24 protein-coding genes are annotated in these 19,963 nt (G+C 66.0%); all 24 read left to right on the top strand.

Annotated elements, in window-relative coordinates; all coding sequences use genetic code 11:
* Window positions 1-3 precede the first annotated feature (3 nt).
* The 24 genes from E5A74_RS05375 to nuoN all read left to right on the top strand — a co-directional run bounded on the left by E5A74_RS05375 (window position 4) and on the right by nuoN (window position 19,957).
* A complete protein-coding gene (locus E5A74_RS05375) occupies window positions 4-618 on the top strand; it encodes a M23 family metallopeptidase (protein ID WP_135983254.1) in 615 nt (204 codons plus the stop codon).
* A gap of 29 nt (window positions 619-647) precedes the next feature.
* Window positions 648-1,133, top strand: coding sequence for a GFA family protein (locus E5A74_RS05370; protein WP_208411791.1), 486 nt, complete (start codon window positions 648-650; stop codon window positions 1,131-1,133).
* 53 nt (window positions 1,134-1,186) lie between these two features.
* The gene (gene efp / locus E5A74_RS05365) at window positions 1,187-1,750 is read left to right on the top strand and encodes an elongation factor P (protein WP_135983253.1); all 564 of its coding nucleotides are present in this window, start codon (window positions 1,187-1,189) and stop codon (window positions 1,748-1,750) included.
* Window positions 1,751-1,939: 189 nt separating this feature from the next.
* Window positions 1,940-2,761: an inositol monophosphatase family protein gene (locus E5A74_RS05360; RefSeq protein ID WP_135983252.1), complete on the top strand. Its 822-nt coding sequence runs from the start codon at window positions 1,940-1,942 to the stop codon at window positions 2,759-2,761.
* Between the two features lie 286 nt (window positions 2,762-3,047).
* Complete coding sequence (locus tag E5A74_RS05355) at window positions 3,048-3,422, top strand: NADH-quinone oxidoreductase subunit A (protein ID WP_135983251.1); 375 nt, start codon at window positions 3,048-3,050, stop codon at window positions 3,420-3,422.
* On the top strand, window positions 3,413-3,949 hold the full coding sequence (locus E5A74_RS05350) for a NuoB/complex I 20 kDa subunit family protein (protein WP_135983250.1): 537 nt from the start codon (window positions 3,413-3,415) through the stop codon (window positions 3,947-3,949). The genes E5A74_RS05355 and E5A74_RS05350 overlap by 10 nt, the downstream gene beginning before the upstream one ends.
* Window positions 3,946-4,866 carry an NADH-quinone oxidoreductase subunit C gene (locus E5A74_RS05345; protein WP_135983249.1) on the top strand — a complete coding sequence of 307 codons (921 nt, stop codon included), beginning with the start codon at window positions 3,946-3,948 and terminating at the stop codon, window positions 4,864-4,866. Before E5A74_RS05350 ends, E5A74_RS05345 begins: the two co-directional genes overlap by 4 nt.
* On the top strand, window positions 4,866-6,101 hold the full coding sequence (locus E5A74_RS05340; RefSeq protein WP_135983248.1) for an NADH-quinone oxidoreductase subunit D: 1,236 nt from the start codon (window positions 4,866-4,868) through the stop codon (window positions 6,099-6,101). Before E5A74_RS05345 ends, E5A74_RS05340 begins: the two co-directional genes overlap by 1 nt.
* Window positions 6,101-6,664, top strand: coding sequence for a hypothetical protein (locus E5A74_RS05335; RefSeq protein ID WP_135983247.1), 564 nt, complete (start codon window positions 6,101-6,103; stop codon window positions 6,662-6,664). The genes E5A74_RS05340 and E5A74_RS05335 overlap by 1 nt, the downstream gene beginning before the upstream one ends.
* The gene (locus E5A74_RS05330) at window positions 6,657-7,019 is read left to right on the top strand and encodes a nuclear transport factor 2 family protein (RefSeq protein ID WP_135983246.1); all 363 of its coding nucleotides are present in this window, start codon (window positions 6,657-6,659) and stop codon (window positions 7,017-7,019) included. Before E5A74_RS05335 ends, E5A74_RS05330 begins: the two co-directional genes overlap by 8 nt.
* Window positions 7,019-7,690 (top strand): complex I 24 kDa subunit family protein, encoded by a 672-nt coding sequence (locus tag E5A74_RS05325; protein ID WP_135983245.1) that lies wholly within the window; start codon window positions 7,019-7,021, stop codon window positions 7,688-7,690. Before E5A74_RS05330 ends, E5A74_RS05325 begins: the two co-directional genes overlap by 1 nt.
* A complete protein-coding gene (locus E5A74_RS20810) occupies window positions 7,687-7,860 on the top strand; it encodes a hypothetical protein (RefSeq protein ID WP_166745657.1) in 174 nt (57 codons plus the stop codon). The genes E5A74_RS05325 and E5A74_RS20810 overlap by 4 nt, the downstream gene beginning before the upstream one ends.
* 1 nt (window position 7,861) lies before the next feature.
* Window positions 7,862-9,166, top strand: coding sequence for an NADH-quinone oxidoreductase subunit NuoF (gene nuoF, locus E5A74_RS05320; RefSeq protein ID WP_135983244.1), 1,305 nt, complete (start codon window positions 7,862-7,864; stop codon window positions 9,164-9,166).
* Window positions 9,163-9,411: a hypothetical protein gene (locus E5A74_RS05315; RefSeq protein ID WP_135983243.1), complete on the top strand. Its 249-nt coding sequence runs from the start codon at window positions 9,163-9,165 to the stop codon at window positions 9,409-9,411. Before nuoF ends, E5A74_RS05315 begins: the two co-directional genes overlap by 4 nt.
* Complete coding sequence (locus E5A74_RS05310; RefSeq protein ID WP_135983242.1) at window positions 9,408-10,010, top strand: hypothetical protein; 603 nt, start codon at window positions 9,408-9,410, stop codon at window positions 10,008-10,010. The genes E5A74_RS05315 and E5A74_RS05310 overlap by 4 nt, the downstream gene beginning before the upstream one ends.
* A 6-nt stretch (window positions 10,011-10,016) precedes the next feature.
* On the top strand, window positions 10,017-12,032 hold the full coding sequence (gene nuoG / locus E5A74_RS05305; protein WP_135983241.1) for an NADH-quinone oxidoreductase subunit NuoG: 2,016 nt from the start codon (window positions 10,017-10,019) through the stop codon (window positions 12,030-12,032).
* A gap of 3 nt (window positions 12,033-12,035) precedes the next feature.
* Window positions 12,036-12,197: a hypothetical protein gene (locus E5A74_RS20805; RefSeq protein ID WP_166745656.1), complete on the top strand. Its 162-nt coding sequence runs from the start codon at window positions 12,036-12,038 to the stop codon at window positions 12,195-12,197.
* 13 nt (window positions 12,198-12,210) lie between these two features.
* Window positions 12,211-13,266: an NADH-quinone oxidoreductase subunit NuoH gene (nuoH, locus tag E5A74_RS05300; protein ID WP_135983240.1), complete on the top strand. Its 1,056-nt coding sequence runs from the start codon at window positions 12,211-12,213 to the stop codon at window positions 13,264-13,266.
* Window positions 13,263-13,748, top strand: coding sequence for an NADH-quinone oxidoreductase subunit NuoI (gene nuoI, locus E5A74_RS05295; RefSeq protein WP_135983239.1), 486 nt, complete (start codon window positions 13,263-13,265; stop codon window positions 13,746-13,748). The genes nuoH and nuoI overlap by 4 nt, the downstream gene beginning before the upstream one ends.
* 141 nt (window positions 13,749-13,889) lie before the next feature.
* The gene (locus E5A74_RS05290; protein ID WP_135983238.1) at window positions 13,890-14,501 is read left to right on the top strand and encodes an NADH-quinone oxidoreductase subunit J; all 612 of its coding nucleotides are present in this window, start codon (window positions 13,890-13,892) and stop codon (window positions 14,499-14,501) included.
* A complete protein-coding gene (nuoK, locus tag E5A74_RS05285; protein WP_029724228.1) occupies window positions 14,498-14,803 on the top strand; it encodes an NADH-quinone oxidoreductase subunit NuoK in 306 nt (101 codons plus the stop codon). The genes E5A74_RS05290 and nuoK overlap by 4 nt, the downstream gene beginning before the upstream one ends.
* Window positions 14,803-16,896, top strand: a complete 2,094-nt coding sequence (nuoL, locus tag E5A74_RS05280) for an NADH-quinone oxidoreductase subunit L (RefSeq protein WP_135983237.1) — start codon at window positions 14,803-14,805, stop codon at window positions 16,894-16,896. The genes nuoK and nuoL overlap by 1 nt, the downstream gene beginning before the upstream one ends.
* Window positions 16,893-18,512 (top strand): NADH-quinone oxidoreductase subunit M, encoded by a 1,620-nt coding sequence (locus tag E5A74_RS05275; RefSeq protein WP_135983236.1) that lies wholly within the window; start codon window positions 16,893-16,895, stop codon window positions 18,510-18,512. Before nuoL ends, E5A74_RS05275 begins: the two co-directional genes overlap by 4 nt.
* Window positions 18,512-19,957, top strand: a complete 1,446-nt coding sequence (nuoN, locus tag E5A74_RS05270; protein WP_135983235.1) for an NADH-quinone oxidoreductase subunit NuoN — start codon at window positions 18,512-18,514, stop codon at window positions 19,955-19,957. The genes E5A74_RS05275 and nuoN overlap by 1 nt, the downstream gene beginning before the upstream one ends.
* The last annotated feature ends 6 nt before the right edge of the window (window positions 19,958-19,963 follow it).

The following is a 19,963-nucleotide window of genomic DNA, read 5'->3' as shown; positions in this document are numbered from 1 at the left end:
GCCATGCTAAGACGGCTGACCATGGGGGTGGGCTTGCTCTTGCTTCTGGCGTTGGCCGCGATGGCGTCGATGATCCGCATCGTGCCGGGCGACCCCGCGGCGCCGGTGGCGCCGGCGCCCGTCCAGGCGACCGCGTCGGCGCCCGCGGCGCCGGCGGGCGCGTGGACGCATAGGTTGCTGCTCGTGCCGGTGCAGGGCGTGCAGCGCGCGCAGATCGTCGACACCTGGGGACAATCGCGCGCGAACGGCGCACGGGCGCATCAGGCGACCGATATCATGGCGCCGGGCGGCACGCCGGTGATCGCCGCCGCGCCGGGAACGATCGAGAAGCTGTTCTACAGCAATGGCGGCGGGGGGATCACGCTCTACGTCCGCTCGCCGGACCGGCAATGGAGCTATTATTACGCGCACCTCCAGCGCTATGCGCCGGGAATCGTCGAGGGGATCGAAATCAAGGCCGGCGAACTGCTCGGCTTTGTCGGCGACACCGGCAATGCCGGCGCGGGCAATTATCATCTCCACTTTGCGGTGTCGCACATGCAGCCCGCCGACAATTGGTGGCAGGGCCAGCCGGTGAATCCCTATCCGCTGCTTGCGGGCCGCCGGACCACTCCCTAGCCTGCGGGGCAGTGCAGAAAAGGTGCGTGATGCAGGGCGGCTGCAACTGCCGGTATATTCGCTTTAGAATGACGTCGGCGCCGATCTTCGTGAACGGCTGCCATTGCCGCGTCTGCCAGCGCGAGACCGGATCGGCCTTTGCGATCAACGCGATGATCGAGGCTGACCGGGTCGAGATGCTGACCGATGGCGAGCCCGAGATCTTCGTCTCGCAGCTGGGCAGCCAACCCGCGACGCGCAGCGCGCGCTGCCCGCGCTGTGGCGTGGGGCTGTGGGGGACGCACCCCGATTTCGGCGACGCGATCCGCTTCGTCCGTGGCGGCACGCTCGACGAGCGCATCCTGCCCGACGCGCATTTCTTCACGGTGACGCGGCATCCGCTGGTCGAGGTGCCCGCCGGCGTGCCGAGCTTTCCGGGGCTGCCGACGCCCGAAGACCCGCCTTTGTGGGACGAAGAGGCGACGGCGCGCATCGATGCGGCGGTGGCGGCGGCGCAGCGCTTGCCGGAATCGTGATGCGCCGCTAAAGGCGCGACCTTCGCTCTTTCTCAGCTTACAGGTCTCGATCCATGAAGATCAGCGGCGTGGACATCCGTCCCGGCAACATCATCGAATATGAAGGCGGCATCTGGCGCGCCGTGAAGATTCAGCACACCCAGCCGGGCAAGGGTGGTGCCTATATGCAGGTCGAGCTCAAGAATCTGCGCGACGGCCGCAAGAACAATGTCCGCTTCCGCTCGGCGGAGACGGTCGAGCGCGTGCGCCTCGACACCAAGGACTTCCAATTCCTGTTCGCCGAGGGCGAGAACCTCGTGTTCATGGACAAGGACACCTATGACCAGACCACGCTGCCGCGCGATCTGCTCGGCGACGCCGCGGCGTTCCTGCAGGACGGCATGGACGTGGTGATGGAGCTCTACGACGAAGAGGCGATCTCGGTGCAGCTGCCCGACACGATCGAAGCCACGATCGTCGAGGCCGATGCAGTGGTGAAGGGCCAGACGGCGTCGTCGTCGTACAAGCCCGCGCTGCTCGAGAACGGCGTCCGCGTGATGGTCCCGCCGCACATCGCCTCGGGAACCCGCATCGTCGTCGATGTTTACGAACAGACCTACGTCCGCCGCGCGGACTAAAAGCCCTCTCCCCGTGGGAGAGGGTTGGGTGAGGGCGGTATCGGACTGCCCTCGACCCGCACCCTCCCATCGCTGACGCGATGGGCCCAGTTACGGGGTGAATAACGCCCCGCGTTATTCAGGTCATGCCGGGAGCATGACCGCCCCCCTGACTCTCTCCCATTGGGAGAGGGGTTTTGGAGCAGTATCTTGGTTTCCCATTCCGGCATCATCACCGTCATCGAGCGCGCCGTCCGCAAGGCCGGGCCGCGGCTGCGGCGCGACTTCAACGAGGTCCAGCACCTCCAGGTGAGCCGCAAGGGCCCGGCCGACTTCGTCAGCCTCGCCGACAAGCGCGCCGAGGACACGCTGATCGAGGAACTGCAAAAGGCGCGGCCCGATTGGGGCTTCCTCGTCGAGGAGCGCGGCGAGATCGCGGGCGATCCGGGCAAGCCGCGCTGGATCATCGATCCGCTCGACGGCACCAGCAACTTCCTCCACGGCATCCCGCATTTCTGCATGTCGATCGCAGTCGAGGATCCCAACGGCGCGCAGGGCAAGCCCGAGGTGACGCATGGCTATATCTATCAGCCGCTCACCGACGAGAGCTTCTGGGCCGAAAAGGGCAGGGGCGCGTGGCTGCAGGGCCAGCGCCTGCGCGTCTCGGCGCGGCGTGACCTCGCCGACGCGCTGATCGCTACGGGCATTCCGTTCCTCGGCCATGGCGATTTCGTCGAATGGAGCCGGATCTTCGGCGCGGTGGCGCCCGAGGTTGCCGGCATCCGCCGGCTCGGCGCGGCGGCGCTCGATCTCGCCTGGGTCGCCGCGGGGCGGTTCGACGGCTATTGGGAATCGCACCTCAAGCCGTGGGACGTCGCGGCGGGGATGCTGCTGGTCAAGGAAGCCGGCGGCTTCGTCACCGATTTCCGCGGGCAGGATATGCCGCGCGAGCGCAACCAGTTCCTCGCCGCGAACGACGTGCTGCATTCGAAGCTGCACAAGCTGGTCGCCGGCGCGCTCCGCAACAAGTGAAGCGTTGACCTTCGGTCCTCTTCCGTCACCCCGGCCCTGGGCCGGGGTCCACGGTGCGGCCGAACGAATCCCTTGAACTTCAAGTTCTTCGCTATCGGCGGGGTGGACCCCGGCCCGAAGCCGGGGTGACGGTGTGATGCGTGTGAAGCGCATCGCCTTGAAAACGCTTGCGCCGTTGCCCGTCAAATCCTGTTTATTGCGAGTGATTCTCACGGGTTCGCCCCCTTGCCGCACCCGGTTCACAGTCCTAGAAGCCCCTCAAATTCCGCATCCGCGAGAAGGCACCTTGGTCGATCTAGTCGAATATCTGCCGATCCTGCTGTTCCTCGGCGTGGCACTGGCGCTCTCGGGCACCTTCGTGTTTCTGCCGATGCTGGTCGGCCGCCTCACCGGCACGCATCAGCCCACGCCCGAGAAGCTCACCGAATATGAGTGCGGCTTCCCCGCGTTCGAGGATTCGCGCAGCCAGTTCGACGTGCGCTTCTACCTCGTCGCGATCCTGTTCATCGTCTTCGATCTCGAGGCGGCGTTCCTCTATCCCTGGGCGGTCAGCGTGTTCGACCTCGGCTGGGTCGCCTGGATCTCGATGATGATCTTCATCGCCGAGCTCGCGCTCGGCCTCGTTTACGCCTGGAAGAAAGGTGCGTTGGAGTGGGAGTAGAGTTGAGCCCCCCGCCGCCCGGAACGCTGCCCAACGTCGCGTTCCTCGACGACATCAATGCCGAGCTCGGCGACAAGGGTTTCCTCGTCACCTCGACCGAGGAGCTGTTCCAGTGGGCGCGTACCGGCTCGCTGTGGTGGATGACCTTCGGACTCGCCTGCTGCGCGGTCGAGATGATCCACGTCAACATGCCGCGCTACGACATGGAGCGCTTCGGCGCCGCGCCGCGTGCGTCTCCGCGCCAGTCGGACGTGATGATCGTCGCGGGCACGCTCTGCAACAAGATGGCGCCGGCGCTGCGCCGGGTCTACGACCAGATGTCCGAGCCGAAATACGTCATTTCGATGGGCAGCTGCGCGAATGGCGGCGGCTATTATCATTACAGCTACAGCGTCGTGCGCGGCTGCGACCGGATCGTGCCGGTGGACATCTATGTCCCGGGCTGCCCGCCGACCGCCGAGGCGCTGCTCTATGGCGTGATGCAGCTCCAGCGTAAGATCCGTCGCATCGGGACGCTCGAACGGTGAGGGCGCCCGCACCTGCTTACACGTCCAACGAGGGCGTGATCGAAGCTGCGCAGGCTGCGCTCGGCGCGCTGCTGGTCGAGAGCAAGGACGCTGTCGGCGAGGTCTCGCTGACCGTCGCGCGCGAGTCGCTGATCGAGGCGATGATCGCGCTGCGCGATACCCCGGGCCTCGAATATCAGCAGCTGAGCGAGATCGCCGGCGCCGACTATCCGTCGCGCCCCGAGCGGTTCGACGTGGTCTACCAGCTGCTCTCGTTCACCCGGAACCACCGCATCCGCGTCCGCGTGACCACCGACGAGGAAAAGCCGGTGCCGTCGGTGACGGGGATCTGGCCGGTCGCCGGCTGGCTCGAGCGCGAAGTCTACGACATGTACGGCGTGCTGTTCGAGGGGAATACGGACCTGCGCCGCATCCTCACCGACTATGGCTTCGTCGGGCACCCGCTTCGGAAAGACTTCCCGCAGACCGGCTATGTCGAACTGCGCTATTCGGAAGAGTCGAAGCGCGTCGTCTACGAGCCGGTCAAGCTGGCGCAGGATTTCCGCAATTTCGACTTCCTGAGCCCGTGGGAAGGCGCGGCCTATGTGCTGCCGGGCGACGAGAAGGCGGCTGCGCCGCCTCCGCCGCCCGCTCCGACTCCGGCACCCGCTCCGGCGCCTGCGCCCGCTCCCGTAGCGTCGCAGCCCGAGGCGAAGGGCGCGCCGACCCCGCTGACCGCCGACGCGATCGTCAAGGCCGACGCGCCGGCGGCGAAGGCGACCAAGGCACGGGTGCGCAAGCCCAAGACCACCGACAGCACGGCCGAGAGCGGCGCGGGCAAGCCGGGACCCGAGGCGGGTCCGGCGCCGGCCGATCCCGACGTGGTCAAGAAACCGCGGAAACCGCGCGTCAAGAAGACGCCGGAGGGTGAAGCGTAATGGCTGACTATCTCGACGAGATCGAAGGACGCACCGACGCGGGCAAGCCCGAAGTGGGCGACGTCGCGATCGCCAACTACACGATCAATTTCGGCCCGCAGCACCCTGCGGCGCACGGCGTGCTGCGTCTCGTCACCGAGCTGGACGGCGAGATCATCGAGCGCATCGATCCGCATGTCGGGCTGCTCCACCGCGGCACCGAGAAGCTGATCGAGTACAAGACCTACACCCAGGCGCTGCCCTATTTCGATCGCTTCGACTATTGCTCGCCGCTGGGCATGGAGCACAGCTTCGTGCTCGCGGTCGAGAAGCTGCTCGATCTCGAGGTGCCGCTGCGCGGCCAGTATCTGCGCGTGTTCTTCGCCGAGCTGACTCGCATCTGCAATCACATGCTGAACCTCGGCAGCCACGTGATGGACGTCGGCGCGATGACGCCGAACCTGTGGATGTTCGAGCTGCGCGAGGATTGCCTCAACTTCTTCGAGCGTGCCTCGGGCGCGCGCATGCACTCGAACTATTTCCGCGTCGGCGGCGTCCGCCAGGACGTGCCGCTCAAGCTGCTCACCGACATCGCCGACTGGCTCGACACGCGCCTGCCGCGGCTGTTCGGCGATGCGATCAGCCTCGTCGCCGAGAACCGCATCTTCAAGCAGCGCAATGTCGACATCGCGGTGGTGAGCCGCGACGATGCGATCAAATGGGGCTTCTCCGGCCCGATGATCCGCGCCGCGGGCATCCCATGGGATCTGCGCCGCCAGCAGCCCTATGACGTGTACGACCGCATGGAGTTCGACATCCCGGTCGGCACGCGTGGCGATTGCTATGATCGCTTCATGGTGCGCGTCGAGGAAGTCTATCAGTCGGCGCGGATCATGAAGCAGTGCCTCGCCGAGATGCCCGAAGGGCCGGTGCTGACGCTCGACCGCAAGGTTGCGCCGCCCAAGCGCGGCGAGATGAAGCAATCGATGGAAGCGCTGATCCATCACTTCAAGCTGTTCACCGAGGGCTATCACGTGCCCGCAGGCGAGGTTTACGTCGCGACCGAGAGCCCCAAGGGCGAGTTCGGCGTCTATCTGGTGAGCGACGGCACCAACAAGCCGTATCGCTGCAAGGTCCGCCCGACCGCGTTCAGCCACCTCCAGGCGATGGACTTCATGTCCAAGGGGCACATGCTCGCCGACATCACCGCCATTCTGGGCGCGATGGATATCGTGTTCGGGGAGTGCGATCGGTGATGTCGCGGTTGCTTCTGGCCGCTGCGCTCGTCGCTGCGCCGGTGGCGGCGCATGCGCAGGACAAGACCAAGGGCACGACGTTCAATGGCGGTCCCCTCGACGGCATTGTGATGGGCCCGGTCGTTTTCGTCTCCGACGGCAAGACGCATTTCGGTCTCAAGCCGTCCAAGGCCGATGCCTCTCCGCTACCAGCTACGCTTGCGGCTCCGGTAGCGGCGCTGCTTAAGGCCTATGATACAAAAGACGAGGCGGCGCTCACCGCCATGTTCACCGCGGATGCCGGTGCCGAACTTTGCCCGAAGGGCATGGGGGGCGATTGCGATCCGACAACGCTCTCGTTCGCGAAGCAATTCAGCGAACATTGCGATCACAACACCCCGTTCCTCATGAAGGATGGGCAGGTGCGCATCGAGTGGCTCTACAAGGGCCAGCTCTACTATATCTCTTTCCTGGATTTTGCCGGCGACAAGGTTTCGCATGTCCGAACGCTGGTCGCCGAAGTGCCGCCGATGATGAATACCTCCAACACTATCGTTCCCGAGGCCCAGACGACTAATGGCTGACGTGCCCCTCCTCTCCAGCGCCAAGGATCGCATCGCCACCGCGCATGCGATGATCGAGCGCTACAATGCGCAGGATGCCGACGGCTATGTCGCGCTGATGACCGAGGACGCCTGCGAGGCGACCTATCGCGGCGCGGTGCTGCGCGAGGGGCGCGAAGGCGTGCGTTCGGGGCTCAAGGCGATGTTCGCCGATTTTCCGGGGAATCGCGCGGAAATCCTCACTTCCTATGCGCTCGGCGATACCGTCGTCCTGCACGAGAAGGTCGCGCGCTCGCCCGAGGCCGAGCCCTTCGAGGTCATGTCCATTTATTCGTTCTCCGACGACAAGGTCGATCGGGTGGAGTTCATTCGCTGATGGCTGATACGCCGCAAATCCCCGACGAGGGCGAGACCCGCGCGCGCTGGGGCGCGTTCGCATGGTCGGCCGAGAATGCCGAGAAGGCGCGCGAGATCCTCGGCCGCTATCCGGCGGGCCGGCAGATGTCGTGCACGATCCCGTTCCTCGACCTCGCCCAGCGCCAGGTCGGCGCCGACACCAATACCCAGGGCTGGCTGCCGGTGCCGGTGATCGAGTTCGTCGCGCGCGCGCTCGAGATGCCGTATATCCGCGTGTTCGAGGTCGCGACCTTCTACACGATGTTCAATCTCGCCCCGGTCGGCCGCTATCATGTCCAGGTCTGCGGCACGACGCCGTGCATGCTGCGCGGATCGGACGACGTGATGGCGGCGTGCAAGGCGCGCGGGCTGAAGAAGGGCCACACCACCGAGGACGGCATGTTCACGCTCACCGAGGTCGAGTGCATGGGCAATTGCTCGTCGGCGCCGATGGTGCAGATCAACGACGATAATTACGAAGACCTCGACTATGACCGCACGACCGCGATCCTCGACGCGCTGGCCAGGGGCGAGAGCCCCAAGACCGGCACGCAGGAGCCGGGCCGTCACACGGTCGAGCCGGTCGGCGGCCCGACGACGCTGACGGCGATGGTGGGCGAGAACCACGATTATCGCGGGGAATGGGCATGAGCCAGGACACCAAGAACGTCCTGTTCGTCGTTCTCGCCGTGATCGGCGCGATCGTCGTCGGCGGCTGGGTGCTCAAGATCGCCTTCAAGCTGCTCGGGATCATCATTCTGGTCGGGCTCGCCGCGGTCGCCTTCATGGTGATCCAGAAGCTCGTCGGGCAGGGGCGCTGAGATGCTGCAGGACAAGGATCGCATCTTCACCAATGTCTACGGCTTCCAGCCGTGGAACCTGTCGGCGTCGCTCAAGCGCGGCGACTGGGACAATACCAAGGCGCTGATGGCGCTCGGCCAGGACACGATCATCGACCGCATCAAGGCCTCGGGCCTGCGCGGGCGCGGCGGCGCGGGCTTCCCGACCGGCACGAAATGGTCGTTCATGCCCAAGGAGCCGCGGCCCGACCGGCCCAACTTCCTCGTGATCAACGCCGACGAGTCCGAGCCCGGCTCGTGCAAGGACCGCGAGATCATCCGCCACGATCCGCACAAGCTGATCGAAGGCGCGCTGATCGCCGGCTATGCGATGCGCGCGCGCGCCGCGTACATCTACATCCGCGGCGAATATATCCGCGAGGCCGAGACGCTGTTCGCGGCGGTCGCCGAGGCCTATGACAAGGGCCTGCTCGGCAAGAACGCCTGCGGCTCGGGCTATGATTTCGACGTCTTCGTCCATCGCGGCGCCGGCGCCTATATCTGCGGCGAAGAGACCGCGATGCTCGAGAGCCTCGAGGGCAAGAAGGGCCAGCCGCGGCTCAAGCCGCCGTTCCCGGCTGGCGCAGGCCTTTATGGCTGCCCGACGACGGTGAACAATGTCGAGTCGATCGCGGTCGTCCCGACGATCCTGCGGCGCTCGCCCGAATGGTTCGCCAGCTTCGGCGCCGAGAACAACAAGGGCACCAAGCTCTTCCAGATCTCGGGCCATGTCGAGAAGCCCTGCGTGGTCGAGGAGGCGATGAGCATCCCGTTCCGCGAGCTGATCGAGAAGCATTGCGGCGGCATCCGCGGCGGCTGGGACAATCTGCTCGCGGTGATCCCGGGCGGCTCCTCGGTGCCGCTCGTCCCCGCTTCGCAGATCATGGACTGCCCGATGGATTTCGACGGGCTGCGCGGAGTCGGCTCGGGCCTCGGCACCGCGGCGGTGATCGTGATGGACAAGTCGACCGACGTCGTCCGCGCGATCAGCCGGCTCAGCTATTTCTACAAGCATGAGAGCTGCGGCCAGTGCACCCCGTGCCGCGAGGGCACCGGCTGGATGTGGCGGGTGATGGAGCGGCTGCGCACCGGCGACGCCGACATCAGCGAGATCGACACGCTCCAGCAGGTCACCAAGCAGGTCGAAGGCCACACGATCTGCGCGCTCGGCGACGCCGCGGCGTGGCCGATCCAGGGCCTGATCCGCCATTTCCGCCCCGAGCTCGAGCGCCGCATCAACGAGCGCAACGGCAGCAGCGACGCGCCGATGCAGGAGGCCGCGGAATGAGCGGGAAGCCTCCCATCTCCCGGCTCGCGATCGGTTTTTATGTCGTGGCCGTTATCTCGTTTGTCGCCTTGATCAGCCCCATGTTGTTTCTGGGTCGGATGGGTCTGGCCGCCGGAGGCGCGATCGGCTCGGTGGCGCTGACGCTCATGCTTCAGCCGATTCTGATCGCGCTGTTTGGTGGCGTGGTGCAGGTGCTTTCGGATATTCGCTGGGCAGTGAGCCGGAAGCAGGAGGCCGCGGAATGAAGGCTTGCGCAGCCATAGTCGCTGGCCTGCTGGCATCGCCCGTCCTCGCGCAGGACGCGGCGCCGAAGAAGCTCGATCCGCTGGCGGTGCAGGTCGTCCATAATTTCGGCAAGTGCGTTGCGAAGCGCACGCCGTCGGCCGTCGAGAAGGTGCTCGGGCTGGATATCCGTACGGCGGCGTATAACGAGGCGCTGCGTCGCGTGACGACCGGGCATGGCTATTGCCTTACCAGCGGTGCGCTCAGGGCAGGCGGTGTGCTGCTCGCGGGGGCACTGGCCGAAGGGGCATTAATGGCCGACGAAGGCCGCGGTCTCGCCGGCAAGCTCGCATGGCACGAAGGCGCTGCGCCGATCGCGGCGCGCGGCGAGCTCGAGGCGATGGGGATGTGCATCGTGCGCAAGGCGCCCGAAGCGACCGTCGCGCTGCTGAAAACGGAACCGACCACCGAGCAGGAGACGGAGGCGCTGCGCAGCGTCACGCCGTTCCTCGGCGAGTGCACCGCCAAGGGCACGCAGGTCCGCATCAATCGCCCCGGGCTGCGCGCGCAGATCGCGCTGGCGGCCTATCGCATCACCCATACACCCGCTTCGGGAAGCTGAGTCGCAATGCCCAAGGTCAAAGTAGACGGAATCGAAGTCGAGGTGCCGCAGGGCGCCACGGTGCTTCAGGCCTGCGAGGCCGCGGGCAAGGAGATTCCGCGCTTCTGCTATCACGAGCGGCTGTCGATCGCCGGCAATTGCCGCATGTGCCTCGTCGAGGTGAAGCCGGGGCCGCCCAAGCCCCAGGCTTCGTGCGCGCTGCCTGCTGCCGACAATCAGGAAATCCGCACCGACAGCCCGATGGTGAAGGCCGCGCGCGAAGGCGTGATGGAATTCCTGCTGATCAACCACCCGCTCGATTGCCCGATCTGCGATCAGGGCGGCGAATGCGACCTGCAGGACCAGTCGGTCGCCTATGGCAAGGGCCATAGCCGCTACACCGAGAACAAGCGGGCGGTGACCGAGAAATATATGGGTCCGATCATCAAGACGGTGATGACCCGCTGCATCCAATGCACCCGCTGCGTCCGCTTCGGCGAGGAAGTCGCCGGGGTCGAGGATATCGGCGCGATCTATCGCGGCGAGAACATGCAGATCACCACCTATCTCGAGTCCGCGTTCAAGAGCGAGCTCTCGGGCAATGCCGTCGATCTCTGCCCGGTCGGCGCGCTGACCCACAAGCCGGTGGCGTTCGAATATCGCCCGTGGGAGCTGCGCCGCAACCTCTCGATCGACGTGATGGACGCGATCGGCACCAATATCCGCGCCGACAGCCGCGGCCGCCAGGTGATGCGCGTGCTTCCGCGGATCAACGAAGACGTCAATGAGGAGTGGGCGCACGACAAGACCCGCTACCATGTCGACGGTCTCGTCCGTCGCCGGCTCGACCGTCCGTTCGTGCGCAAGGGCGGCAAGCTGGTCGAGGCGAGCTGGGACGAGGCGTTCGACGCGATCGCCGCGGTCTATGCGGGCTCCAGCGTCGCGGCGATTGCCGGCGACCTGCTCGATGCCGAGACGATGTACGCCGCCAAGGCGCTGCTCAAGGGCCTCGGCTCGGATCTGATCGAGAGCCGCCAGACCGGCATGGACTATGACGTGTCGAGCCTCGGCGCGGTGGCGTTCAACCCGACCATCGCCGGCGTCGAGGATGCCGATGCGATCCTGTTGATCGGCTCGAACCTCCGCTGGGAAGCGCCGCTGGTCAACACGCGCGTCCGCAAGGCGATCAAGAAGGGCGCCAAGGTCTTCGCGATCGGGCCCGAGGTCGATCTCACCTACAAGCTCGAATGGCTGGGCAACGATCTGTCGCTGCTCGGCAAGCTGCCCGATCAGGTGGCGCAGGCGTTCGACGGCGCGAAGAAGCCGCTGGTCATCGTCGGCCCCGGCGCGCTCGGCGCGGGCTTCGGCGCGGCGCTGGCGCTGGTCGAGCCGATGAAGCTGATCCGCACGCTCGACGACGGCAGCGCGTGGAACGGCTTCGGCGTGATCCACATCGCCGCGGCGCGGATGGCCGCGCTGATGCTCGGCTTCGCGCAGAAGGGCGGCATCGCCGACATCGTCGCCGCCAAGCCGAAGCTGACCTTCTTCCTCGGCGCCGACGAAGTCGATTTCGCGGGCTTCGACGGCAGCTTCAAGGTGTTCATCGGCCATCACGGCGACAAGGGCGCGCATCATGCCGATGTGATCCTGCCGGCCGCCACCTGGGCCGAGAAGCCGGGCACCTATGTCAACCTCGAGGGCCGCGTCCAGCACGCCGAGCGTGCGGTGTTCGCACCGGGCGACGCGCGCGAGGACTGGTCGATCCTGCGCGCGCTGTCCGACAAGCTCGGCCGCACGCTGCCGTTCGACAGCTTCGACGAGTTGCGCGCAGCGATGGCGGCGGAAGTGCCCGAGTTGGGGCAGGAGGGTCTGGTGAGCTTCGCGTGGAAGGCGCCGTCGCTGTCGGCCGCCGCTTCGGGCGAAGTGACCTATCCGATCAAGGATTTCTATCTGACCAACGCGATCTGCCGTGCTTCGCCGACGATGCAGCGCTGCTCGGCCGAACTGCTCCACGGCGAGGAATTCGCGGAGGCGGCGGAGTGACCTATGGTCGACGGCATTGGCGAGTTGGTCGTGGAAGCGGTGGGCACGGCGATCGAGGTAGCCACCGACAGCCGGTCGCGACGCGTGCGCCGGGTGGCTTGGGGCGTTCTGATCGCGATCGTCGTGTTGATTGTCGCGGTGCTGATCATGGCTTTTATGGAATGACGGAAATTTTCGCATGACCGCCTTCTTCCAGAACACCATCGGCCTGCCGTTCGGCTGGGCGTGGTTCGTCGCCACGATCGTCGGGATTCTCGTGATCGCATTGCCGCTGATGCTGGCGGTGGCGATGATCATCTATGCCGATCGCAAGATCTGGGCGGCGATGGCGCTGCGTCGCGGCCCCAACGTCGTCGGCCCGCTCGGGCTGCTGCAGAGCTTCGCCGACGGCCTGAAGGTGTTCCTCCAGGAAACCATCATTCCGTCGGGCGCCAACAAGACGCTGTTCCTGATCGCGCCGATCATCACCTTCACGGTGGCACTGATCGTCTGGGCGGTGGTGCCGTGGCAGGCGGGCGTGGTGCTCTCGAACATCAATGTCGGGCTGCTCTACATCCTCGCGGCCTCGTCGCTCGGCGTCTACGGGATCATCCTCGCGGGCTGGTCGTCCAACTCGAAATATCCGTTCTACTCGGCGATCCGCGCCGCGGCGCAGATGGTGAGCTACGAAGTCTCGATCGGCTTCGTGCTGATCGCGGTGGTGCTGTGGGCCGGGACGTTCAATCTCGGCGGCATCGTCGAGGGGCAGAAGGCGCACATCTTCGGGCTGATCAACGGCTATGGCTTCAACCCGCTGCTGTTCCCGATGGCGGTGGTGTTCTTCATCTCGTCGCTCGCCGAGACCCAGCGCGCGCCGTTCGACTTGACCGAGGCCGAGTCGGAGCTCGTCGCCGGCTACCAGACCGAATATTCGTCGATGAGCTTCGCGCTCTACTGGCTCGGCGAATATGCCAATGTGCTGCTGATGTGCGCGCTCAACGCGACCTTGTTCTGGGGCGGCTATCTGCCCCCGATCGACTGGGCGCCTTTGTACCTCGTGCCCGGCATCCTCTGGCTTTTCGCCAAGATCCTGTTCTTCTTCTTCGTGTTCAGCTGGGTGAAGGCGACGGTTCCGCGCTATCGCTACGACCAGCTGATGCGGCTGGGCTGGAAGATCTTCCTGCCGCTGTCGCTGATCTTCGTGTTCCTCGTTTCGGGCTACCTGATGTGGGCCCGGGTTGGATTTCCCGCATGAGCATCGCCCAACTCGTCCGTTCCTACACGCTGTGGGAGTTCATCAAGGCGCACTGGCTGACCTTGAAGTATTTCTTCAAGCCCAAGGCGACGATCAACTACCCCTACGAGAAGAATCCGATCTCGCCCCGCTTCCGCGGCGAGCATGCGCTGCGCCGCTATCCCAATGGCGAGGAGCGTTGCATCGCGTGCAAGCTGTGCGAGGCGGTGTGCCCGGCGCTGGCGATCACGATCGAGGCCGAGCCGCGTGACGACGGCAGCCGCCGCACCACGCGCTACGACATCGACATGACCAAGTGCATTTATTGTGGCTTGTGCCAGGAGGCGTGCCCGGTCGATGCGATCGTCGAGGGGCCGAACTTCGAATTCTCGACCGAGACCCGCGAGGAGCTGATCTACGACAAGGACAAGCTGCTCGCCAACGGCGACCGCTGGGAGCGCGCGATCGCCGCGAACCTTGCCGCCGATGCACCGTACCGTTAAGCGCGCGCCAACAGTGGGACGCACGATGATTCACTTTCAAACCGTCATCCCCGCGAAAGCGGGGACCCAACTCCGGCACGCGCCGGTTGCGGGACAGCACGGGAGATGGACCCCCGCTTTCGCGGGGGTGACGGGCAAATAATGATCCAGCTCATCGCCTTTTATCTGTTCGCGACGATCGTGTGCCTCTCCGGGGCGTTCACGATCATCTCGCGCAACCCGGTGCACAGCGTGCTCTGGCTGATCCTCGCCTTCTTCAACGCGGCGGGGCTGATGGTGCTCGCGGGCGCCGAGTTCATCGCGATGCTGCTCGTCATCGTCTATGTCGGCGCGGTCGCGGTGCTCTTCCTGTTCGTCGTGATGATGCTCAACATCGACTTCGCCGAGCTGCGTGCGGGAGTAATGCGCTATGCCGCGGTGGGCCTCGCGCTCGCCGTCGCGCTGGTCGCCGAGATCGTCATCGCGATCGGCGCCTATAGCGCGGGCGGGCTCGCGCTCGGCCGCCGCATCGCGCCGATCGAGGCCGATGTGCCCAATATCGAGGCGATCGGACGGCTGCTCTACACGCGCTATCTGTTCATCTTCGAAGGCGCGGGCCTTGTGCTGCTCGTCGCGATGATCGGCGCGATCGTGCTGACCTGGCGCCAGCGCAGCGACGTCCGCCCGCAGAACATCAACCGCCAGATCAACCGCCGCGCCAAGGACGCTACCCGCAACATGAACCCGCCGGTCGGGCAGGGGGTCGAGCTGTGATCGGCGTCACCCATTATCTGGTCGTCTCGGCGATCCTGTTCACGCTGGGCGTGCTCGGCATCTTCATGAACCGCAAGAACCTGATCGTCATCCTGATGGCGATCGAGCTCATCCTGCTCGCGGTGAACCTCAACCTCGTCGCCTTCTCGGCGGCTTTGGGCGATCTCGTCGGGCAGGTGTTCGCGATGTTCGTGCTCACCGTCGCCGCCGGCGAGGCCGCGATCGGGCTCGCCATTCTCGTCATCTACTTCCGTAGCCGGGGCACGATCTCGGTCGACGACGTCAATCGGATGAAGGGCTGATGTCGCCGATTCTCCTCATCGTATTCCTGCCGCTGATCGCCGCCGCGATTGCGGGGCTGTCGAACAAGGCGTTCGGCAGCGTGCTGCCCAAGCTGCTGACCACGGGCGCGCTGATCGCCGCCTGCGCGCTGTCGTGGCCGATCTTCCTCGAACATCTCCATGGCGGCATCGCGCCGACGGTCACCCCGGTGCTGCACTGGGTGAGCTCGGGCACGATGCACTTCACCTGGGAGCTGCGCGTCGACGCGCTCACCGCGGTGATGCTCGTGGTGATCACCAGCGTCTCGGCGCTCGTCCACCTCTATAGCTGGGGCTATATGAGCGAGGACCCGGATCAGCCGCGCTTCTTCGCCTATCTGTCGCTGTTCACCTTCGCGATGCTGATGCTGGTGACCGCGAACAACCTCGTCCAGATGTTCTTCGGCTGGGAAGGCGTCGGTCTCGCCTCGTACCTGCTGATCGGCTTCTGGTTCCGCAAGCCGAGCGCCAACGCCGCGGCGATCAAGGCGTTCGTGGTCAACCGCGTCGGCGATCTCGGCTTCATGCTGGGCATCTTCGGCACCTTCCTCGTCTTCGGCACCGTCGACATCCCGACGATCCTCGCCGCGGCGCCGGGCATGGCCGGCTCGACGATCGGCTTTCTCGGCTATCGCTTCGACACGCTGACCCTGCTCTGCCTGCTGCTGTTCGTTGGCGCGATGGGCAAGTCGGCGCAGCTCGGGCTCCACACCTGGCTTCCCGACGCGATGGAGGGTCCGACCCCGGTGTCGGCGCTGATCCACGCCGCGACGATGGTCACCGCCGGCGTGTTCATGGTCTGCCGCATGTCGCCGATGTTCGAGATGAGCCCGACGGCGATGGGCGTGGTGACCTTCGTCGGCGCTGCGACCTGCCTGTTCGCCGCCACCGTCGGCCTCGTCCAGACCGACATCAAGCGCGTCATCGCCTATTCGACCTGCTCGCAGCTCGGCTACATGTTCTTCGCCGCGGGCGTCGGCGCCTACGGCGCGGCGATGTTCCACCTGTTCACGCACGCCTTCTTCAAGGCTTTGCTGTTCCTCGGTGCCGGCTCGGTGATCCATGCGATGCACCACGAGCAGGACATGCGCTTCTATGGCGGCCTGTGGAAGAAGATCCCGCTGACCTATTGGACGATGATGGCGGGCACGCTCGCGATCACCGGCGTGGGCATTCCGGGCGTGTTCGACGGCGTCGCCGCGATCGGCTTCGCCGGCTTCCACTCGAAGGACGCGATCATCGAGGCGGCATGGGCCGCGGGCGTGCCGAGCGCCTTCTGGGTCGGTGTGTTCGTCGCGCTACTCACCAGCTTCTACAGCTGGCGCGTCGTGTTCCTCACTTTCCACGGCAAGCCGCGCTGGGCGGGCTCGGAGCATATCCAGCACGCCGTCCACGACGCGCACGGCCATGGCCATGATGCGCATCACGACGATCAGCCCTCGGCCGAGGATGCCGGGCATGCGCCCGACGCGCACCACGCCGGGCACGACGATCATGCCGTCGAGGGCACGGCGGGCTATCATCCGCACGAGAGCCCGTGGGTGATGCTGGTCCCGCTGCTGCTGCTGTCGATGGGCGCGATCGCCGCGGGCTATGTCTTCCATGGCTTCTTCATCGAAGCCGAGGAGGGCGCGCATTTCTGGAACGGATCGATCGCGTTCAACGCGCATCTGATGCACGCGATGCACGGGGTGCCGACCTGGGTGAAGCTCTCGGCGACGGTCGCGATGCTGCTCGGGCTGGGGAGCGCGTGGTACGCCTATATCGGCAAGCCCGGCTTCGCCGCCGCGGTCGCGAGCAACTTCCGCGTGCTCCACACCTTCCTGCTCAACAAATGGTACTTCGACGAGCTCTACAACTTCCTGTTCGTCCGCCCCGCATTCGCGATCGGCCGGCTGCTCTGGAAGGCGGGTGACGAAGGCACCATCGACCGCTTCGGCCCCAACGGCATCGCCCGTCTGGTCCAGCTCGGCAGCGTCGGCACGGCGCGCCTGCAATCGGGATATCTCTACACCTATGCGTTCATCATGCTGATCGGTCTCACCGCCGCGCTCACCTGGGTGATCGCAGGATGAGCGGCTTCCCGATCCTCTCCATCATGCTGGCGATACCCGCGATCGCCGCGGTCGCCTGCCTGTTCGCAGGCGCGAAGGGTGCCCGCTGGATCGCGCTCGGCGCGACGCTGATCGATCTGGCGCTGGGCATCTGGCTCTGGGCCCATTTCGACGCGAGCCCCGGCGCCGCCCAGTGGCAATATGTCGAGCATGTCCGGCTGTTCGGCATCGGCGGCGTCGACTTCGCCTGGGCGCTGGGCATCGACGGCTTCGCGCTGCTGCTGATCATGCTCTCGGTCTTCCTCATGCCGATCTGCATCGGCGCGAGCTGGACCGCGATCGAGAAGCGCGTCCCCGAATATATGGCGGCGATGCTGCTCACGCTGATCCTGATGATCGGCACCTTCGCCGCGCAGGATCTGCTGCTCTTCTACGTCTTCTTCGAAGGCGGGCTGATCCCGATGTACCTGATCATCGGCATCTGGGGCGGCGCGAACCGCATCTACGCGTCGTACAAATTCTTCCTCTACACGCTGCTCGGCTCGCTGCTGATGCTGATCGCGATGATCGCGATGCTGCTCAACGCCGGCACCGCGTCGATCCCGGCGCTGATGGCGCACGACTTCCCGGCGCAGTGGCAGACCTGGCTGTGGCTGGCGTTCTTCGCGTCGTTCGCGGTCAAGATGCCGATGTGGCCGGTCCACACCTGGCTTCCCGACGCGCACGTCCAGGCGCCGACCGCGGGGTCGGTGATCCTGGCGGGCGTGCTGCTCAAGCTCGGCGGATACGGCTTCCTGCGCTTCAGCCTGCCGATGTTCCCCGAGGCTTCGGCCCAGTTCATGTGGCTGGTGTTCGCATTGTCGTGCGTCGCGGTGGTCTACACCTCGCTCGTCGCGCTGGTGCAGACCGACATGAAGAAGCTGATCGCCTATTCGTCGGTGGCGCACATGGCGATCGTGACGATGGGCCTGTTCGCCTTCAACGAACAGGGCATCGACGGCGCGATGATGGTGATGCTCGGCCACGGCCTCGTCTCGGGCGCGCTGTTCCTTTGCGTCGGCGTGATCTACGACCGGCTCCACACTCGCGAGATCGACCGTTATGGCGGCCTCGCGATCAACATGCCGCGCTATGCCACGCTGTTCCTGCTCTTCACTATGGCCTCGGTCGGCCTGCCGGGGACGAGCAACTTCGTCGGCGAGTTCCTCGGCCTCGCGGGCACCTACAAGGCCTCGACGCTGACCGCGTTCATCGGCACCACCGGCATCATCCTCGGCGCCGCCTATATGCTGTGGCTGTTCCGCCGCGTCGTCTGGGGCGATCTGACCAAGGACGATGTCCGCGCGATGCCCGATCTGTCGATGCGCGAGCTGTGGCTGCTCGGCCCGATCGCGGCGGCGGTGCTGTGGATGGGCGTCTATCCCGAGAGCTTCCTCGCCCCGATGCGCGCCGACACCGCGCGCCTCGTCGAGCGGGTGTCGCGTGCCGCTCCGGCCGGCGACTCCAGGCCCACACCCGGTAACCCCGCCGCGGCGCCGGCGCATGGCGAAGGCCATGGCGCGGCTGCTGGCGAGGCTTCCGCAACCAACCATAGCGGCGCTCCGGCTGCCGCCTCCGCGCACGGGGGTGCGCACTGATGGATTATTCGACTCAATTGCTGATGAGCCTGCCCGAGCTGGTGCTGGCGGTCGGCGCGATCGCGCTGATGCTCGTCGCGGCATGGGGCGGCCAGGCTTCGACCAGGCTGGTGAGCTGGACCTCGATCGCGGTGCTGATCGGCGCGGGCATCGCGCTCGCCGGGCCGGCTTCGGCCGGCGGCGAGGCGTTCGGCGGGCTCTATCGCCCCGACATGTTCGCCGCCTTCGCCAAGGTGCTGATCTTCTTCGCCGCGGGGATCTCGATCCTGATCGCTCCGCGCTTCTTCCAGACCAGCTCGGGCGACGACCTCCGCCCCGAATATCCGGTTCTCATCCTGCTCTCGGCGGCGGGCATGGGGATGATGGTCTCGGCGGGTGATCTGCTGACGCTCTATGTCGGGCTCGAGCTGATGAGCCTCGCCTCGTACGTGCTGGCGAGCTTCATGCGCCGCGACACGCGCTCGGCCGAAGCGGGCCTGAAGTATTTCGTCCTCGGCGCGCTCGCCTCCGGCATCCTGCTCTACGGCATCAGCCTGGTGTACGGCTTTTCGGGCACGACGCTGTTCGACGGCATCGCCGAGGCCTATGCCGGCGGACGTTCGATCGGGCTGATGTTCGGGCTGGTGTTCGTCTTCGCCGGCCTCGCCTTCAAGATGAGCGCGGTGCCGTTCCACATGTGGACCCCGGACGTCTATGAAGGCGCGCCGACCCCGGTGACGGCGTTCTTCGCCTCGGCGCCCAAGGTCGCGGCGGTGGCCCTCGCCACCCGCGTCGCGATCGAGGCGATGGGCCCGGCGATCCACGACTGGCGCCAGATCGTGATCTTCGCGGCCCTTGCCTCGATCGTGTTCGGTTCGGTCGCGGCGATCGGCCAGACCAACATCAAGCGGCTGCTCGCCTATTCTTCGATAGCGAATGTCGGCTTCGCGCTGGTCGGCCTTGCGGCCGGCGGCGAGGCGGGCGTGTCGAGCGTGGTCTACTACATGGCGATCTACGTCGTCATGACGCTCGGCAGCTTCCTGATCGTGCTCCAGATGCGCGGCCCCGATGGCCAGCCGGTCGAGACCATCGCCAGCATGGCCGGCATGTCGCGCACGCGGCCGGGCCTCGCGCTCGCCATGCTGATCTTCATGCTCAGCCTCGCCGGCATCCCGCCGCTGCTCGGCTTCTTCGCCAAGCTGCAGGTGTTCGTCGCGGCGGTGCATGCCGGGCTGTGGGTGTTCGCCGCAGTGGCCGCCGCCGCCTCGACGATCGGCGCCTTCTATTATCTGAAGATCGTCAAGACGATGTATTTCGACGAGCCGTCGGATGCGCTTGCGGGCAAGACCGATCCGGTCGAGGGCGTGCTGCTGGTGGTTGCCGCCGCGGTGATCTCGCCGCTCGGCTGGCCGCTGCTCGGGCAGCTCGAGCTGGCCACTGCGGCCGCCGCGAAGGCGCTGTTCTGATCCCGA

The sequence above is a fragment of the Sphingomonas naasensis genome, assembly GCF_004792695.1.
GTDB lineage: Bacteria > Pseudomonadota > Alphaproteobacteria > Sphingomonadales > Sphingomonadaceae > Sphingomonas > Sphingomonas naasensis.
The sequence above is the reverse complement of the archived record's forward strand: the minus strand, read 5'-3'. Positions and strand labels throughout refer to the sequence as shown.

Coding starts and splice junctions, on each gene's coding strand:
- E5A74_RS05375 (WP_135983254.1), top strand. CDS start 4: ATGCTAAGACGGCTGACCATGGGGGTGGGCTTGCTCTTGCTTCTGGCG.
- E5A74_RS05370 (WP_208411791.1), top strand. CDS start 648: ATGCAGGGCGGCTGCAACTGCCGGTATATTCGCTTTAGAATGACGTCG.
- efp (WP_135983253.1), top strand. CDS start 1,187: ATGAAGATCAGCGGCGTGGACATCCGTCCCGGCAACATCATCGAATAT.
- E5A74_RS05340 (WP_135983248.1), top strand. CDS start 4,866: ATGGCTGACTATCTCGACGAGATCGAAGGACGCACCGACGCGGGCAAG.
- E5A74_RS05335 (WP_135983247.1), top strand. CDS start 6,101: ATGTCGCGGTTGCTTCTGGCCGCTGCGCTCGTCGCTGCGCCGGTGGCG.
- E5A74_RS05330 (WP_135983246.1), top strand. CDS start 6,657: ATGGCTGACGTGCCCCTCCTCTCCAGCGCCAAGGATCGCATCGCCACC.
- E5A74_RS05325 (WP_135983245.1), top strand. CDS start 7,019: ATGGCTGATACGCCGCAAATCCCCGACGAGGGCGAGACCCGCGCGCGC.
- E5A74_RS20810 (WP_166745657.1), top strand. CDS start 7,687: ATGAGCCAGGACACCAAGAACGTCCTGTTCGTCGTTCTCGCCGTGATC.
- nuoF (WP_135983244.1), top strand. CDS start 7,862: ATGCTGCAGGACAAGGATCGCATCTTCACCAATGTCTACGGCTTCCAG.
- E5A74_RS05315 (WP_135983243.1), top strand. CDS start 9,163: ATGAGCGGGAAGCCTCCCATCTCCCGGCTCGCGATCGGTTTTTATGTC.
- E5A74_RS05310 (WP_135983242.1), top strand. CDS start 9,408: ATGAAGGCTTGCGCAGCCATAGTCGCTGGCCTGCTGGCATCGCCCGTC.
- nuoG (WP_135983241.1), top strand. CDS start 10,017: ATGCCCAAGGTCAAAGTAGACGGAATCGAAGTCGAGGTGCCGCAGGGC.
- E5A74_RS20805 (WP_166745656.1), top strand. CDS start 12,036: ATGGTCGACGGCATTGGCGAGTTGGTCGTGGAAGCGGTGGGCACGGCG.
- nuoH (WP_135983240.1), top strand. CDS start 12,211: ATGACCGCCTTCTTCCAGAACACCATCGGCCTGCCGTTCGGCTGGGCG.
- nuoI (WP_135983239.1), top strand. CDS start 13,263: ATGAGCATCGCCCAACTCGTCCGTTCCTACACGCTGTGGGAGTTCATC.
- E5A74_RS05290 (WP_135983238.1), top strand. CDS start 13,890: ATGATCCAGCTCATCGCCTTTTATCTGTTCGCGACGATCGTGTGCCTC.
- nuoL (WP_135983237.1), top strand. CDS start 14,803: ATGTCGCCGATTCTCCTCATCGTATTCCTGCCGCTGATCGCCGCCGCG.
- E5A74_RS05275 (WP_135983236.1), top strand. CDS start 16,893: ATGAGCGGCTTCCCGATCCTCTCCATCATGCTGGCGATACCCGCGATC.
- nuoN (WP_135983235.1), top strand. CDS start 18,512: ATGGATTATTCGACTCAATTGCTGATGAGCCTGCCCGAGCTGGTGCTG.